The 14,908-nt window shown below is 47.7% G+C and carries 17 protein-coding genes; 10 read left to right on the top strand and 7 right to left on the bottom strand.

The genetic code is table 11. From position 1 onward, the window contains the following. Nucleotides 1-79: 79 nt before the first annotated feature. The 3 genes from NG795_RS01895 (at nt 80) to NG795_RS01885 (ending at nt 1,786) form a co-directional block, all read left to right on the top strand. Nucleotides 80-709 (top strand): adenylate kinase, encoded by a 630-nt coding sequence (locus tag NG795_RS01895; RefSeq protein WP_367286972.1) that lies wholly within the window; start codon nt 80-82, stop codon nt 707-709. 2 nt (nt 710-711) lie between these two features. Further along, nucleotides 712-1,443: a ribonuclease PH gene (gene rph / locus NG795_RS01890; protein ID WP_367286971.1), complete on the top strand. Its 732-nt coding sequence runs from the start codon at nt 712-714 to the stop codon at nt 1,441-1,443. A 142-nt stretch (nt 1,444-1,585) separates the two neighbouring features. Beyond that, nucleotides 1,586-1,786, top strand: a complete 201-nt coding sequence (locus NG795_RS01885) for a hypothetical protein (protein ID WP_367286970.1) — start codon at nt 1,586-1,588, stop codon at nt 1,784-1,786. A gap of 37 nt (nt 1,787-1,823) precedes the next feature. Here NG795_RS01885 and NG795_RS01880 read toward each other — a convergent pair whose 3' ends face one another. Next, entirely contained in the window at nt 1,824-3,194 is a 1,371-nt protein-coding gene (locus NG795_RS01880; RefSeq protein WP_367286969.1) for a helix-turn-helix domain-containing protein, read from the bottom strand. 251 nt (nt 3,195-3,445) lie between these two features. Between NG795_RS01880 and NG795_RS01875 the strand changes: the two genes are divergently transcribed. Beyond that, nucleotides 3,446-3,841, top strand: coding sequence for a hypothetical protein (locus NG795_RS01875; RefSeq protein ID WP_367286968.1), 396 nt, complete (start codon nt 3,446-3,448; stop codon nt 3,839-3,841). On the opposite strand, the gene NG795_RS01870 is transcribed toward NG795_RS01875, so the two are convergent. Next, on the bottom strand, nt 3,838-4,122 hold the full coding sequence (locus NG795_RS01870; protein ID WP_367286967.1) for a hypothetical protein: 285 nt from the start codon (nt 4,120-4,122) through the stop codon (nt 3,838-3,840). The genes NG795_RS01875 and NG795_RS01870 overlap by 4 nt on opposite strands. A 162-nt stretch (nt 4,123-4,284) precedes the next feature. Here NG795_RS01870 and NG795_RS01865 point away from each other — a divergent pair, with 162 nt between their 5' ends. Next, a complete protein-coding gene (locus tag NG795_RS01865) occupies nt 4,285-4,515 on the top strand; it encodes a hypothetical protein (protein WP_367286966.1) in 231 nt (76 codons plus the stop codon). Next, nucleotides 4,512-4,781, top strand: coding sequence for a ParE family toxin-like protein (locus NG795_RS28410; protein ID WP_436836018.1), 270 nt, complete (start codon nt 4,512-4,514; stop codon nt 4,779-4,781). Before NG795_RS01865 ends, NG795_RS28410 begins: the two co-directional genes overlap by 4 nt. 64 nt (nt 4,782-4,845) lie before the next feature. Here NG795_RS28410 and NG795_RS01860 read toward each other — a convergent pair whose 3' ends face one another. Further along, nucleotides 4,846-5,091: a UPF0175 family protein gene (locus NG795_RS01860; protein WP_367286965.1), complete on the bottom strand. Its 246-nt coding sequence runs from the start codon at nt 5,089-5,091 to the stop codon at nt 4,846-4,848. Between the two features lie 127 nt (nt 5,092-5,218). Here NG795_RS01860 and NG795_RS01855 point away from each other — a divergent pair, with 127 nt between their 5' ends. From NG795_RS01855 to NG795_RS01845, 3 genes are all read left to right on the top strand, one after another. Further along, nucleotides 5,219-5,470, top strand: coding sequence for a hypothetical protein (locus tag NG795_RS01855; RefSeq protein ID WP_367286964.1), 252 nt, complete (start codon nt 5,219-5,221; stop codon nt 5,468-5,470). A gap of 364 nt (nt 5,471-5,834) precedes the next feature. Further along, nucleotides 5,835-7,361 (top strand): ferredoxin:protochlorophyllide reductase (ATP-dependent) subunit B, encoded by a 1,527-nt coding sequence (bchB, locus tag NG795_RS01850; protein ID WP_367286963.1) that lies wholly within the window; start codon nt 5,835-5,837, stop codon nt 7,359-7,361. Nucleotides 7,362-7,648: 287 nt separating this feature from the next. Next, entirely contained in the window at nt 7,649-8,683 is a 1,035-nt protein-coding gene (locus tag NG795_RS01845; RefSeq protein ID WP_367286962.1) for an RpnC/YadD family protein, read from the top strand. Between the two features lie 102 nt (nt 8,684-8,785). On the opposite strand, the gene NG795_RS01840 is transcribed toward NG795_RS01845, so the two are convergent. From NG795_RS01840 to pgl, 4 genes are all read right to left on the bottom strand, one after another. Then, the gene (locus tag NG795_RS01840) at nt 8,786-9,715 is read right to left on the bottom strand and encodes a PRC-barrel domain-containing protein (protein WP_367286961.1); all 930 of its coding nucleotides are present in this window, start codon (nt 9,713-9,715) and stop codon (nt 8,786-8,788) included. A 293-nt stretch (nt 9,716-10,008) separates the two neighbouring features. After that, nucleotides 10,009-10,470 (bottom strand): FHA domain-containing protein, encoded by a 462-nt coding sequence (locus NG795_RS01835; protein WP_367286960.1) that lies wholly within the window; start codon nt 10,468-10,470, stop codon nt 10,009-10,011. Nucleotides 10,471-11,045: 575 nt separating this feature from the next. Further along, nucleotides 11,046-11,849, bottom strand: coding sequence for a double zinc ribbon and FHA domain-containing protein (locus NG795_RS01830; RefSeq protein ID WP_367286959.1), 804 nt, complete (start codon nt 11,847-11,849; stop codon nt 11,046-11,048). A gap of 166 nt (nt 11,850-12,015) precedes the next feature. Continuing rightward, entirely contained in the window at nt 12,016-12,738 is a 723-nt protein-coding gene (gene pgl / locus NG795_RS01825; protein ID WP_367286958.1) for a 6-phosphogluconolactonase, read from the bottom strand. 253 nt (nt 12,739-12,991) lie between these two features. Between pgl and NG795_RS01820 the strand changes: the two genes are divergently transcribed. After that, complete coding sequence (locus NG795_RS01820) at nt 12,992-14,419, top strand: TIGR04283 family arsenosugar biosynthesis glycosyltransferase (RefSeq protein WP_367286957.1); 1,428 nt, start codon at nt 12,992-12,994, stop codon at nt 14,417-14,419. The last annotated feature ends 489 nt before the right edge of the window (nt 14,420-14,908 follow it).

Here is a 14,908-nt window from a genome sequence, read left to right as displayed (position 1 = left end):
TCCTGCGAAATGACCGAGGCGTGCGAACTTTGGGCAAAGTTAGGGAGAAATTAAGATTTATTCCCTAGGAAGGGGAACAGTGGTAGAGTCTATTTTGGGCCAACATGAGGAGTTTTTTGTCGTGAGATTGGTAATTCTGGGAGGGCCAGGAGCAGGAAAGGGGACCCAGGCGAGTCAGCTATGCAGTCGCCTGAATATTCCTTGCATTTCAACCGGGGAAATCCTGTTCAAGGCGATCGCCGCCCAAACTGAATTAGGCAGGCAGGCGCAACCTTATGCAGAACGCGGGGAACTGGTCCCGGACCCCATCATGATTGAATTTGTTCGCGAACAGTTAACCCAACCCTATACGCAAAACGGGTGGTTACTCGATGGTTATCCCCGCACCTCATTCCAAGCGGAAGAACTGGATTTTTTACTGGAATCCTTGCAGCAGAACCTAGATTGGGCGATTTGGCTGAACGTATCCGACGCGGAGTTAATGCGCCGGTCCCTAGAGCGATCGCAGGCGAAACCGGAAAGAGGGCGTCCCGATGACGAACCGGAATTTCTGCGCCGTCGGATCCAGTTGTTCCAAGAACGCACGACTCCCATCTTGGACTACTACAACTATGGCGATCGCCTCCTCACCATAGATGGCGATCGGCCCTCGGCAGAAATCCATGAAGAAATCTGGAAAACGGTCAACCCTAACAAAACGCAATCCTAATCATGATTTGGCAGCGTCCTGATGGCCGAGAACCGGCTCAAATGCGTCCGATTCGGTTTGAAAAAGACTTTACCCGCTTTGCGAACAGTTCCGTCCTGACTCGTTGTGGCGATACCCAGGTCCTCTGTACCGTCACCATCGAACCGGGAGTCCCCCGCTTCCTCGCCAATCAAGGCAGTGGCTGGTTAACCGCCGAATATCGAATGCTTCCCGGTGCCACCCCCCAACGGCAATCCCGAGAATTCATGAAACTGTCGGGACGCACCCAAGAGATTCAACGCCTCATCGGGCGCAGTTTACGCGCTGCACTGGATTTAAAAGCCCTGGGAGAACGGACAATTCTCATTGATGCCGATGTCCTCCAAGCCGATGCCGGAACCCGTACCACCTCGATTACCGGGGGATTCGTAGCCCTAGCCTTGGCGATCGAGAAACTGGTGCAATCGGGAGAGTTAGAACAATCGCCCATTTGTCGCCAAGTCGCCGCTGTTTCCGTGGGGTTATTTGAGGGGGAACCCTATCTGGACCTCAACTACCCGGAAGATGTAGCAGCGGATATTGATTTTAATGTGGTCATGAGCGATGGATTGGATATTATTGAATTACAAGGAACCGCCGAGGCAGGCAGTTTTAATCGCACCGAACTCAATCGCATTTTAGATATGGCAGAATCCGGAATTCAGGAGTTAGTAGCGGCGCAAAAAGAGGCGATTTATGGGGGGAACAACGGCTAAAATTATCTATAGCCAGTCTAAATCAGTTTTCTATAGAGATAGCGAGCAAGATGCTCGCACTCCAAAGTGTTCGGACTTGGAGCCATTATCAAAATGATTTAGGACCGCTATATCCTTAACTATAAACTGATTGATTTATCCTATGCCTAACGATGAATTGTCTGATGAATATGACTTTTCTCAATTAAGTGGAGGGGTTCGAGGCAAATATGCCGATCGCTATCGAAAAGGAACGAATTTGGTCCGGCTAGATCCAGATGTAGCTCGCGCTTTCCCAACCCAGGAATCCGTGAATGAAGCCTTGCGGTTGTTGATTCAAATTGCTGAACGTTTACGAGAGTAAATGAGGTTTAATGCTCCCTCGGTTTAAATTGTCAGCATCATAGAGTTTTCCCATATTGCCGCAGGACTGAGGGAAGGGAAAAAAGCGACTGTTCTTGTTGGATAAAAGAACGCCGTTTCAAAGAGTGCAAGGCATTCAACAAATCCTCTGGGGATAAGGTTGCCGCTGCTAATAAGTCAGACACTGACACAGGACCTGCTTGATTAGCTAAAACAGAGAGTGCAATTTTTTCCACATCTGATAGGCGATCGCACTGCTGCTGCAACACCAAACTCAAATCTTCACCCAAAAAAAGCGGTTCGTATTTAAACCATTCTGATATTTTACCATTAAACAACTCGTAAATCATTCCAGCCCCGATTTTAAGCCATAAGGGATTGCCTCCAAAATAGCCGATCGCCGTTGAGAAACAGTCCTCATCAATCAATCCTTTATCTCGGAAAATTTGCTCTGCTTCCGGACCCAACCCTCGAAGGTGGAACGAACGAACCGGAGTGCGATCGCCATTGAGTGCAGACAGTTCATGAGGCGGTTCCCAAGTAATCAGCAAGACACAACTTTGATGAGACAACTCCGCAATTTGTTTAAAGAATAAACTATAGCCTTCATATCCCGGTTGATAGTTACCGGCGAGTTGTTGGTTGCTGAGAATAGACTGAACATCATCGAGGACAATCAGACAACGATTTTGGCGTAAATAGTCGAATAAAATAGCACGGCGATCGCTTGCAGTCACGGGTAAATCTGTCTGCGGGGGATGAGAGAGGAATTCCAGCAGATTAGTTTCCAACATTTCCACCGATGGGGAATACCGCAGACTACGCCACACCACCGAATCAAAATCATCCTGAATTTGCTGCAATAATTGTACCGCCAACGCTGTTTTACCGATACCCGAGAACCCATGCAACACCACCAGACGAGGGCGATCGGTCACCATCCAACGTTCAAGCGTCGCCAATTCCTCCTCCCGTCCATAAAAAGGCAACAAATCCGGCACTTCCCGTAAATCTCGACGCCGTTGAGATGGAGTAGGATTTTCGTCACTCGGTGGTTGTGTCTGGGGAATTGTTGGTGGGTGTGGAGTATTCCCACAGATGTTGACATTATTAATTTGTACAGAATCTTTAGCCACATTTAAAAAGTTAGAATATTGCAACCGCTTGAAAGTTGCTCTAACATTCGATTTTCTGATATCTTCCCCTAATACCTCTGAGAGAATTTTCCATAATTCTGACCCCGCATCCTTAACATGACCCTCACTACAGTTAGTATTTTCTGCAATTTGTGAGTATCTCTGACCTTGCCAAGCACCACGCAAAATAGACTCTTGCAGATTGTCAAGATGTTTTCCCGTCTTGGTAAAAACGAGCTCATCCGCAAATTTTAGCACTTGTTGAACGTCCATAGGTCAGGTACGAGTAGGGGTAGCAACTGTGCCTATTTTATCCGACTTTATCCGACTTTAACCGACTTTGCAGACTTTATCCGACTATTTCCTAAGTCAACTACTTACAAAAGTTATTAAAACCCTGACTTTAACCGACTTTTTCCGACTCGACAACTACCCATTTTCTCGGAGATAATAGTTATATCGATAGGTATCTATCCTTAACTTAAAGTTAGTCATACAAACATCACGCTATAGGAGGTCTAAGCATGATAAAACGGTTCATTGCCGCATTGTTAGTATTGACTGTTACATTCTTCGGATGTATCCAACCCAGTTACGCCGCTACTCAGTACAATAACGAGAGTGCAACGAGCGAGAGTCAATATGATAATGGCTCTGAGGGTTCAAATCTACTATTCCGTTGCTGGAACCTTAATCCAGCTAATGCGGCAGAAAAACTTATTTGCGACAACCTCCAGGGGTTAGTTTCTACAGTAGCTACGTTGGCAACAGTAACTGGAACTTGCTATGCGATAGATGCAGGAATTACAGTCGTGATCCCTCCTGCTGCATTACTTGCACCATTGTGTAATACTGCGGGCGCAGCAGGAAGTGCCGGAGTATCTTTGGCTCGCCAAGGGGTGCAAGCTTTAGCTCATTAATTCTTTACAATCAAAATAAACATTGATGTAGAAATGAAAAACCAGAAGAACAATCCCTGTTCTTCTGGTTTTTCATTTCTATACCTGTTAACACCAAAAAACAAAGGTTGAGTAGGTTCCGGTTGTCCTGCGGATCTACTTTCAAGACGGTGTTTCCACTTTTCTTCAAAGGCGATCGCCATTTCATTTAGTTCTCTAGCTTGCCGTTCAGTAGTTTTGGCGAGTTCCAGCATTTCTGCCAGTTCCTCAATTTGTTTTTGATTCAATTCCGGTTGGGTCATAGCTTGTTGTTAAAATAATTTTTGAGTGAGTTGAGATAAACAGGGAATCGATTCCTTGTCTGACGATAGAACGACAGGGGAGGCTTAGGGAAAGATTGCGATCGCCAGCTATGCTAAAATAATAAACTACCCCAACATTTCTTAAAATTTAGGTTGCTCCAGATGACTGAATTACTTCGGTATGTTGTTGCAGAGATAGAGAAGCTGACAGAAGAAGAGCAGAATGCGATCGCCTCTCGTCTCCTGGCTGAACTTGAAGATGAGCGGGAGTGGAAATCGCGCTTTGAAGCCACGACTCAGCGGCAGTGGAATGCTTTAGCTGAAATGGCACGTCAAGATATTGCTGCGGGTAATATTGACTCAATCGATGATGTTTTTTCATCCGAACAATGAAGTCGAGGATTACGAAGGGTTTTCGCAAACACTTAAATCAACTTCCTAAGTCAATTCGAGAACAGGCGAGGAACGCCTACATACTCTGGCGTTCAGATGCCTACCATAATAGCCTTCAGTTTAAGCGAGTGAATCAACAGCCACCTATTTACTCAGTGCGTGTTGGTCTAAACTATCGTGCATTAGGATTGTTAGAAGAAGACGAAATCTACTGGTTTTGGATTGGTTCCCATGCCGAGTATGATGCTCTATTAAAAAGGCTGTAGAAAATATCATTGAGTTGGTAAATTGCCGCCAAGTTATTGAAAAAAGAGGTATCGCTGACAATAATCACAGTCTACCCCTCTCCCGCAGATTTTTAATATCTTCCTCAAAATCCTCCACATCATAATGAACGGGGATTTGACGACTGGCGAGTAGATGTTGAAAGGCGATACGATTCATGGCTGCAAATCGACTTGCTTTTCCTAGGGTGAGTTTCTCTTTCTGAAAAAGCATGACGGCGATTTCTTGTTTCATTTCTGCTTCCGTCATGCGGGTTGCTGTCAGCAGTTCATTAGGGATAACAATACTCATGGCTCTATTCCTCGCAATGCTACTATTATAAACCGTTAAATCAGCAGCGGTTCACATCCGTTTAAATCAGTTCTGATTTCCATGCTAGAATAACAGGCACAGGCTTGATTAATGGGAAACCCAATCGATGTCAATTGTTGTTAATTTGGCCCCAGATGTAGAAGCTCGACTTCGCGAAAGAGCGGCACAGCAAGGGCGTGATGTGGCCTTAGTTGCGGCTGAACTCCTTGCTAACGTTTTAGAGTGGGAGGCAGAAGACACCGCAGAAGCGATCGCAGGTATTCAGAGGGGATTGGATGATTTTGAAGCCGGACGCTTTCGTTCATTTGATGAGTTTGCGGATGAACAACGTCGTAAATACAATTGGCGAGTAGATTGATAAAATATTGCGCTAATACAGATTACACCAATTTTCACAGCCTGGAATATGAACCACAGATTACACAGATTTACACGGATTCAATTCTGTGAAAATCTGTGTAATCTGTGGTTCTTCTTCTCCTCCCTCCTCAAAATCTCCATTACGGAAGTTATCAAAATATTAATATTTTTTACAAAAGCAACAAAAATATTGTTTTAGTTTTAATCTGGATCGCAGTCGCCTAGGGTCTTTCGACGCTCCCTAGGAATTTATACCTGAAAAAGTCACGTCTCAGAACCCCTGGAATTTTGAGATAATCAACAACAGCTTATCGCAGGCGCTCAAAACGCTGTATTTAAACCGAACAAGGGAGAACACTCAAATGAAATTGGCTTACTGGATGTATGCAGGTCCCGCCCACATTGGCACCCTCCGCATCGCGAGTTCTTTCAAAAATGTCCATGCCATCATGCACGCGCCCCTTGGGGATGACTATTTTAACGTGATGCGGTCTATGCTAGAGCGGGAGCGGAATTATACCCCAGTAACGACTAGCATCGTCGATCGCAATGTTCTCGCCCGGGGTTCTCAAGAAAAAGTCATCGATAATATCGTTCGCAAGGACCAAGAAGAAACCCCAGACTTGATTGTGCTCACCCCCACCTGCACCTCTAGTATTCTTCAAGAAGATTTACAAAACTTTGTAGATCGGGCGCAGATGGAGTCCAAAGGCGATGTCATGCTGGCGGATGTGAACCATTATCGGGTTAATGAACTCCAAGCAGCAGACAAAACCCTGCTACAAATTCTGCAATTTTATATTGCCAAAGGTCGCAAAAAAGGGGAAATTGCGGAAGGCAAAACCGAAAAACCTTCGGTGAATATCATCGGCATGACGACTTTGGGTTTCCACAATCAGCATGATTGCATCGAACTGAAGAAGTTGATGGCAGATTTGGGCATCGAAATTAATGCCGTTATCCCGGAAGGTGCCTCTGTTACTGAGTTGAAAAACCTGCCTCGCGCTTGGTTTAATCTGGTCCCTTATCGGGAAATTGGGTTGATGAGCGCCCAGTATCTGGCGGAAGAATTTGGAATGCCTTATGTGGATATTACCCCGATGGGAGTGGTTGAAACAGCCCGCTGTATTCGCAAGATTCAGCAGGTGATTAATGAGCAAGGGGCGAATGTGGATTATGAAGAGTATATCAATCATCAAACCATGTTTGTTTCCCAAGCCGCCTGGTTTTCTCGCTCCATTGACTGTCAGAATTTGACGGGTAAAAAAGCGGTGGTGTTTGGGGATAATACCCATGCCGCAGCGATGACAAAGGTGCTGGCGCGGGAAATGGGAATTCATGTGGTTTTGGCCGGGACTTACTGCAAATATGATGCAGACTGGTTCCGGGAACAGGTGAGTGAATATTGTGATGAAGTGCTGATTAGTGAAGATAATGGGGAAATTGGAGATGCGATCGCCCGCATTGAACCCTCGGCAATCTTTGGTACGCAGATGGAACGTCATGTGGGCAAGCGTTTAAATATTCCCTGTGGCGTGATTGCCGCCCCGATTCATATCCAAAACTTCCCCATTGGATATAAACCATTCCTCGGGTATGAAGGGACAAATCAAGTCACGGATTTGGTTTATAATTCGTTTACTTTGGGGATGGAAGACCACCTGCTGGAAATCTTTGGTGGACATGATACGAAAGAGGTGATTCAGAAAACAATTTCTGCGGATTCTGATTTAAACTGGACCAAGGAAGCACAAGGAGAATTGAACAAGGTTCCCGGTTTTGTGCGCGGTAAAGTGAAGCGGAACACGGAGAAATTTGCCCGGGAACGCGGGTTCAGCCAGATTTCTTTGGAAGTGATGTATGCGGCGAAAGAATCGGTAGGCGCGTAGAGTTGAGGGTTGGGTGGGAGTGATCTACCTGACCCCAATTAGAAGGGGGCGATCGCCTAATAGGACAAGAGGCGATCGCCAGACCATCTCTCCCGATATTGAGACATAGTTCACTTAATTTTAAACAGGCTGTAGTGTCTCTAACTTATGGAGAACTGCAAACATTTAGAGGAGTGCGAGCATCTTGCTTGCTATTAAAAATAGCAAGCAAAATGCTCGCACTCCCCTAAATTTACCTCATAACTGTAACTGCAAGAATCGTTAGATAAATTGGAGGAAAAACAAATTTGAGTGAACCAAAAATTTACATCTCAGTTCCCGCCGATTATGATAAGCCCTGGAAAGAAGCACTTTCCCTCTACTTTGAACAGTTTTTATCGTTCTTTTTCCCGGAAATTCATAGTCAAATAGACTGGACTGTGCCCTATCGTTCTCTGGAAAAAGAACTGATGGAACTGGTGGGGGATTCCGATGTTGGGACTCAATTTGCCGATAAATTGTTTGAAGTGAAACTCCTCAACCAACAGACCGTATGGATTCTGATTCATGTTGAAGTGCAGAGTCAAACGGATCCGGCGTTTAATCAACGGGTCTATCGGTACAACTATCGCGCTTTTGATAAATACAACCAACCCGTTGTTAGCGTCGCTATTTTAGGGGATGATAGTCCATCCTGGCGTCCCCGGGAATATTCCTATAGCTTGGATGGGTATCGACTCCGGATGGAATTTCCTACGGTTAAGCTGTTGGACTATGAGAGTCGGTGGGACGAGTTAGAATTGGAAGCAAACCCGTTTGCGCTGATGGTGAGGGCTCATTTAAAAACCCAAGCCACTAACGGGAAGATGACGGAACGACAACAGTGGAAGTGGATACTGATTCGCTCGCTGTTTGAGAAGGGTTATACTAGAGACGAGATGGTAAATCTATTTCGGTTTGTGGACCGGATGATGAGCCTACCGAAGGAACTAGAACAGCAATTAAGAACTGAAGTGATTCGCTATCAGGAGGAAAGACAAATGCCGTTTCTTAGTCCAATGGAAGAACTGATCCAAGAAGAAGCGCGTGAGCAGGGACGTCAAGAGGGACGTCAAGAGGGACGTCAAGAGGGACGTCAAGAGGGAATGGTGGAAAAGCTGCGAGAGAATATCCTGCAAATTTTGCAAATCCGGTTTGGGGAATTACCACCGTCCGTCCTAGAGGCGGTTAATGGAGTTGAAGAGATGGATATCCTCAATCCGCTATTCCGGCAGGCGATCGCCATCGCCTCCCTCGCCGAATTCCAAGTTTTGTTGACTTCGGTGAAAACATCAGTTGAATAAACAGGGAAATCTATGTCCCATCTCGCTATTCATGCTGTTGAGGACACGGCAGTGCCGTGTCCCTAGCTTCAAAACTGGAAAACCGAATTTTAACTCAACAGGTTATGCCTGATTTTCAGATTTTTCCGTTTTAGGTGGGGCCTCGGAAATCACCTCATATTCAATGACAACTGGAGCTTCAACTATAACATCCGGTTCTGCCACCACTTGCGATTCCGGCAGGACTGGAGTAGCGGTGGATTCTCCTCTCATTTCGGCAACGCGATCGCGGGTTTGATTCGCGACTTCATTGGCTTTTTCTCGGGCTTGTTCGGCAAAAGATACAGTCCCTTCTCGCGCTTGTTCAGCCAAGGACATCGTACCTTCTCGCGCTTGTCCCGCAACTTCTTGCACTTTACTTTTCGCTTGTTCCGAGATATTTTGCGCTCCCTTCATTAAGCCGCGCAAATCTCCCATTGTTTTCGTATAATCATCTTTGAGCAACTCGCCCACTTTATTCAGTTTTTGATTCATGCCATCGGTGTAGGGTTGAGCGTCTTGGATGGCTGTATCAATGACCAGAATTCGCTTACTCCCGATACTAGAAATATCCTCCGGCGAGAGCAGATAAGTGCCTTCTACTGCACCCCGCCAACCGCTGGATTTATAAAGATAACCGACCACCGCCCCAGTCTGAGTGGCAATGATATAATCGCGCAATTCCCCTGCGGTATTTCCGCTCTCAGTCAAGACTTCATGACCAATAATCGGATGACTAATTTCCGGAGACTTTTCCGGGTCTTCAACCTCGGCATTAATGTTGACTACAATACTATCCGCCCCTATACTATAAATTTGCTCCCAAGTAAAAGAATGTCTTTTCACTCCCAATCCTAGAACGCCGCCTGATTTGGAGGAAAATCCGACAATGTGATGAGATTTTGAATTAAGCCAGAGCTCATCAATGCGGCCTACTTCTTCTGCTGTACCGCGATCAATAACTCGACGATTAATCAACTGAGAATACTGGATCACCTGTTGTTCGATTGCCATGTTAAAGCTCCTATAAATTATAAACTCATCCCTGATGAGGATGGTTGAGGTCAGACGCCTGAGTGCAACCGGCTAAAAGTATTAGGAGGCCTTGCTAACAAACCCTGGGGTTTTGATAGTCTGGAAGCCGGAGCAATACCTAAGAGTCATGAGATTTACCCCGAGGGGTAAGTAGGAGATAAGGGAGTAAAGTAGCTCAATGCGATCGCTCCGTTGAATGGCTCGTTCCTTCTAGTCTGTCTGATACTTCATGAACCGATCCTAACAAAATCGTAGAGGGAGCCGCTCCTTACTCAGGATGGATAGCCCTTTTTCGCCAATTCGGGTTCCAAAGAAGTTTGGGGAAGGGGGATGGGTTTTGTGACATCCTCAGCAGTCACCGTGTCCCCATCCCGGTCTGGCAGACGCATTTCAGACTCCAATTTTTGCAAGTCGGATGAAATTTTAGACTGATATTTTGCCAGATGAATTTGGATTTGCGGACCCGAACGCGCCAGAGAAAAAATCACCCCATCTTCAGCGGTCACTTGAGTAATGGGAGACCCCTTCATATAAGTCCCATTCGTGCCGAGATTAATAATTTTCCACTGGAGCCCGGCCCGTCGCAACTCTACATGATGTCGAGAGACAACAGCACTATAGAGTACGACATTGTTATCCGTAGCACGCCCAATCCGAATTACAGATTCGTTGTCAAATTTCCAACTCTGAATCGGCGTAGACTTAATCGGATGCAATAAAGTTAATGTAATCACAGGAGCATCCCTATTCAGTAGATCTACCTTTGATGACAAGGGCTGAAGGTACAGTCGCAACAGGGCAGTTAAAATTCCCGGTTTGAAAAAAGGACCTCTTTTAAAGATAGCCCGGTCACCCGACCTTTTCTTACTTCTCATTATCTCTCAGACGGTTTCCCTGCGATATGGAGTGAGACCCACTTTCCAATTCTGAGAATCCCATAACAAAGCGATCGCCTCTTTTGAGATACTTTTGAGATACTATTTTAGCCCTAGGGCTGTCCGTACAGTAGCGTTAAGACAACCGGGTTTCTGGCTCAAATCTGTGGCAATTTGTACCCATTGAGGGCCAGAAACCCGGTAACTGTCCTATTTATCTAATCCTGAACCGAGACTCTAGCAAAAGATTCTCCCTTGCACAGAAACCCAGAAGGTTCTTTTTAACAGGAAGGGAAATCCATTCCCGAGCGCATCGGCACCCGATGGGTTGGAAACCCGGTTTCCGCACCAAATCGTTAACAATTCGTAACAGATTTAGGCAAAAACCCGGTTGCTTGTCCTGGAGATTTCCAACTGTACCGATTTTCTAAACCCTAGGACAGTTGGAAAATAAAGGTGACCATATCCCCCTTACCCAAAGCAATGCGATCGCCCGCACGCAAAAGCTGGCGATTTCCTTTCGGCAACGGCAGATTGTTGACATAAGTCCCATTAGAACTTCCCACATCCTCCAGAAAGAAATTAGTTCCCTCCACACGGATATCCGCATGAATCCGAGAGACCACCTCAGAATGGGGAAATCCCGACACATCCACATCCGGGGGAACCAGATCATTGGGTTTGCCAATGTGAACCACGGAGAGAGTCGAGGGTAATTCTATCGGGGTATTCGTTTGTACATGGAACAGTCGCGCCTGTGGCATTGCCTGAAGTTGAGTTGCCGAACTTCTCGCAACCGGGGTGGCAACTGGAGGCGGTGCCGGAGTGGGATCGGGAGTAGCAACCGGAGGCGGTGCCGGAGTGGGGTCGGGAGTTGGTAGGGGAGTAGGTGCAACCGGGGGAGGAGTCTGCGCTTCCGGTTCCGAGGTGGAAAATCCGGCTAGGGGGTCTGGAGACACCAGGGGTTCCGGGGGGTCCAAGTCCGGCATTGACCCCGTAGAGGAACCCGAGGCAGCAGAAACTACCGTCGGCACCGCTTCTGGGAATTCTACGGAGGAGCTTTCCTCAGCAGTATTGACCTGGAGATTATAACCACATTGACCACAGAAGGCGGCATCAGTTTGGACAGTTGCGCCACAGGAGGGACAGTTCATGGTGGCAGGCAAAGGAGTCAAACAAGCCTCACATTGGATGGCTCCATCGGGATTTTGGTGGTTGCAATTCGGACAAACTATCATCTTCGTTAAGTTCTCGCTGCGATACGATCGGAGAAAAGACGGGTTTAAACTGCTGCTATGGCGGCGGTTCAATCGCTTCAGGAGAGAATAGCAACGAGCGGTTGAAAGCAAAAGTCCATCGGACCTCTGGCCTAATCAGGCCGCCGTGCCATAAGGGAGAGACCGTTTAGACGGCTAACTCCCGTCCTGCCGGTTCATCTAATAGCCACGATAACTCGCCTAAAGGCTGAATCAGCCGCGCCGGGTAGGTTAGAGGGTCAGCTTCGGCGGCGAAAATTTGTTCGAGGGCCTGTTGTTTGGAGGAACCAGCCACCAGAAAAAAGACATTGTGGGCGTGGTTAATTAGGGGAACGGTAAAGGTGATGCGGGGCTGTCCGTCTTTATTGCCTACGGTGACGAGGCGATCGCGCACTTGTAAGGCTTCGGTATGGGGAAACAGGGAGGCCGTATGAGCGTCATCGCCGATTCCCAGCAAAATGATATCAAAATTGGGGAACTCTCCTGGAGAAATGGCAAAGAATTGTTGCAAATGGGCCTCATGGTGCTGGGCATCACTAGCCGGATCTTCTCCCTGGGTGGGAATCGGGTGAATGTTAGCGGGGGGAAAGTTAACGCGATCGAGCCATGCTTGACGTGCCATGAGCTGATTGCTGTCAGGATCCGTTGGGGGGACATAGCGTTCATCCCCCCAAAAGATGTGAATTTTTTCCCAGGGAAGGTTCTCAGTTGCGAGGGATTCATACAAAGGTTTGGGGGTGCTGCCACCCGCCAGAACGATGGTACAGCGATCGCTCTGTTGAATCGCTTCGTCAATTTTGGCCCGCACCAGTTCCAGAGATCGCTTAACTAGGGCAGTTTTATCCGCTAAGACTTCGACGTGATGATTCATCCGGTTGGATTAAAATGAGGGTTTTCCACCCTATTTTAGGCAATCTGGTCAAGAGGGGATGGGGGAGTTGGGGGAGTTGGGGGAGTTGGGGAGGATTTTCAACATTTCGACTTCAGGTGTTATCCTCTTTTGTTTGTAGTAACGACTTCAGTCGTTGCCGCGTTACTTGGCATCTGCCAAGTAACGCCCCGATATCAGGCTTAAACTCCAGTTCCCAACCCAGCAGGTGGTAGACCCTCAGATTGCTCGTGTTATGACATCCGCCATAACACTCTTGGCAACGACTGAAGTCGTTACTACGAACATCTCCCCCATCCTCCCCATCCTCCCCATCTCTCCCATCCTCCCCATGCTTTCTCACCCCAATCCCGATCGCCTGATTATTTTTACCCGCCTTCCCTATCCTGGAATGACTAAAACCAGGCTGATTCCGGCATTGGGGGCAAGGGGGGCGGCCCTCTTGCATCGGCAACTGGGGACGCATACCCTCGCTACCGTTCGAGAGGGGTTGCAGCAAAAGTTGCCGAAACCGATCGCGGTGGAAATCCGATTTACTGGGGGAACCTTGGAACAGATGCAAGGGTGGTTGGGGGAAGATTGCCTGTATCGACCCCAGTCCGAGGGAGATTTGGGCGATCGCCTCCAAGCAGCTTGTCAGGAGGCATTTGAGGCAGGATGCTCTCGCGTGGTGATCATTGGCACCGATTGCCCGGATTTAGATGCCCGGATCCTCATGGAAGCGTTTGAGTCCCTGCACTCTCATGACTTGGTGTTAGGACCGGCAATGGATGGGGGATATTATCTGATTGGACTATCTCGGTTCATTCCGGAAGTCTTCCAGGGGATAGCTTGGGGGACTGGGGAAGTTTTGGCCCAAACCCTGGCAGTGGCGAGTTCTGAGTCTCTGACTGTGGCGCAGTTACCGGAACTCAGGGATATTGATCGCCCGGAAGATTTAGCTTTTTTAGGGTCCCGATTTTCCGGGACACCCAACCGGGGCCAAATCTCAATGATTGTGCCGGTTTTGAATGAAGAGGCAGGGATTGGGTCTACCTTAGCGGCAGTTTGTGGTGTCTCGGAGGTGGAAATTATTGTTGTCGATGGCGGTTCGAGCGATCGCACCCGGGAGATTGCCGAATCTTATGGGGTTACTGTTGTCCGTAGCGAACCCGGGAGAGGGAGACAAATGAATCTGGGGGCTGCTCAGGCAACCGGGGAAATCCTGCTATTTTTACATGGGGATACGCGGTTGGGGCCGGGATTTGAGACAGAGATCCGGCGGATCCTGGAGTCACCGGAGGTCGTGGGGGGAGCCTTTGAATTGAAGATTGAGGGGCCAGAACCCTTGCTGCGGGTGATTGAATGGGGAGTGAAGTTGCGATCGCGCCTGGGGCAGATGCCTTATGGGGATCAGGGAATTTTTGTTCGCGCCGCCACCTTTTGGGAACTCGGGGGATTTGCCGAGATGGGGATCATGGAAGACTTTGAATTTGTGGGCCGCTTGAAACGGCGTGGAAGAGTGGCGATCGCCCCGACCCCTGCCTTCACCAGTGCCAGACGATGGCAGAAATTAGGCATTCTCCGAACGACTGGGATCAATCAATTGATGATTCTGGGATATTATTTGGGGATTTCACCGACCCGTTTAGCGCATTGGTATCGCACCACAGCAGTAAAATAGGGAAACATGAGGTTGAGCCGGTGGTCTGTCCTGGGTCAACTCCCCCAATCCATCCTCCTGTACCGGCAGGGTTTAACCGAACCTCAATCTCTTGGGGTGGCTTTTACCCCCCGCCAAAAACGACAATAAATTTTGGGTAAAGTTGACCCAATTAAGGTTAAAATTTCTGGGATTTAAGTTTAAACTTAAATCGGAGGATTCAATCAATCACCCTTCAACGGTGTAGCCTCCCGAAAAACTCATTTGATGGATCGCAAAACCTGGCCTATTAATACTACCATAAGGCAATCAGGGCGAGTCGATTAACCGGAGGAGTTCAAGGGGTAAGACTGAATCCCAATATGCATTCCACTGGTTTCAGGGGAAGCGCTCTACCGAGGTACCCTTGTCCCCACACTCGAAATTCAGTCAACCTCATCGGGGTAAAAATACATCGGCCACCGAGTGGAAATCGGAGAGAAAAACTTCCCCGGGTTTGGGGAATATATC

The organism is Laspinema palackyanum D2c, assembly GCF_025370875.1.
In the GTDB taxonomy this organism is placed as follows: Bacteria; Cyanobacteriota; Cyanobacteriia; order Cyanobacteriales; family Laspinemataceae; genus Laspinema; species Laspinema palackyanum.
Note: the sequence above shows the minus strand (reverse complement) of the source record. Positions and strands in the feature narration are given on the sequence as shown.

Bases quoted from the DNA above. Each gene is read 5' to 3' on its own strand.
- NG795_RS01865 (WP_367286966.1), top strand. From the start codon at position 4,285: ATGACTGAATTACTTCGGTATGTTGTTGCAGAGATAGAGAAGCTGACA.
- NG795_RS01885 (WP_367286970.1), top strand. From the start codon at position 1,586: ATGCCTAACGATGAATTGTCTGATGAATATGACTTTTCTCAATTAAGT.
- NG795_RS01870 (WP_367286967.1), bottom strand. From the start codon at position 4,122: ATGACCCAACCGGAATTGAATCAAAAACAAATTGAGGAACTGGCAGAA.
- NG795_RS01860 (WP_367286965.1), bottom strand. From the start codon at position 5,091: ATGAGTATTGTTATCCCTAATGAACTGCTGACAGCAACCCGCATGACG.
- NG795_RS28410 (WP_436836018.1), top strand. From the start codon at position 4,512: ATGAAGTCGAGGATTACGAAGGGTTTTCGCAAACACTTAAATCAACTT.
- NG795_RS01830 (WP_367286959.1), bottom strand. From the start codon at position 11,849: ATGATAGTTTGTCCGAATTGCAACCACCAAAATCCCGATGGAGCCATC.
- NG795_RS01875 (WP_367286968.1), top strand. From the start codon at position 3,446: ATGATAAAACGGTTCATTGCCGCATTGTTAGTATTGACTGTTACATTC.
- NG795_RS01855 (WP_367286964.1), top strand. From the start codon at position 5,219: ATGTCAATTGTTGTTAATTTGGCCCCAGATGTAGAAGCTCGACTTCGC.
- pgl (WP_367286958.1), bottom strand. From the start codon at position 12,738: ATGAATCATCACGTCGAAGTCTTAGCGGATAAAACTGCCCTAGTTAAG.
- bchB (WP_367286963.1), top strand. From the start codon at position 5,835: ATGAAATTGGCTTACTGGATGTATGCAGGTCCCGCCCACATTGGCACC.
- rph (WP_367286971.1), top strand. From the start codon at position 712: ATGATTTGGCAGCGTCCTGATGGCCGAGAACCGGCTCAAATGCGTCCG.
- NG795_RS01840 (WP_367286961.1), bottom strand. From the start codon at position 9,715: ATGGCAATCGAACAACAGGTGATCCAGTATTCTCAGTTGATTAATCGT.
- NG795_RS01820 (WP_367286957.1), top strand. From the start codon at position 12,992: ATGACATCCGCCATAACACTCTTGGCAACGACTGAAGTCGTTACTACG.
- NG795_RS01880 (WP_367286969.1), bottom strand. From the start codon at position 3,194: ATGGACGTTCAACAAGTGCTAAAATTTGCGGATGAGCTCGTTTTTACC.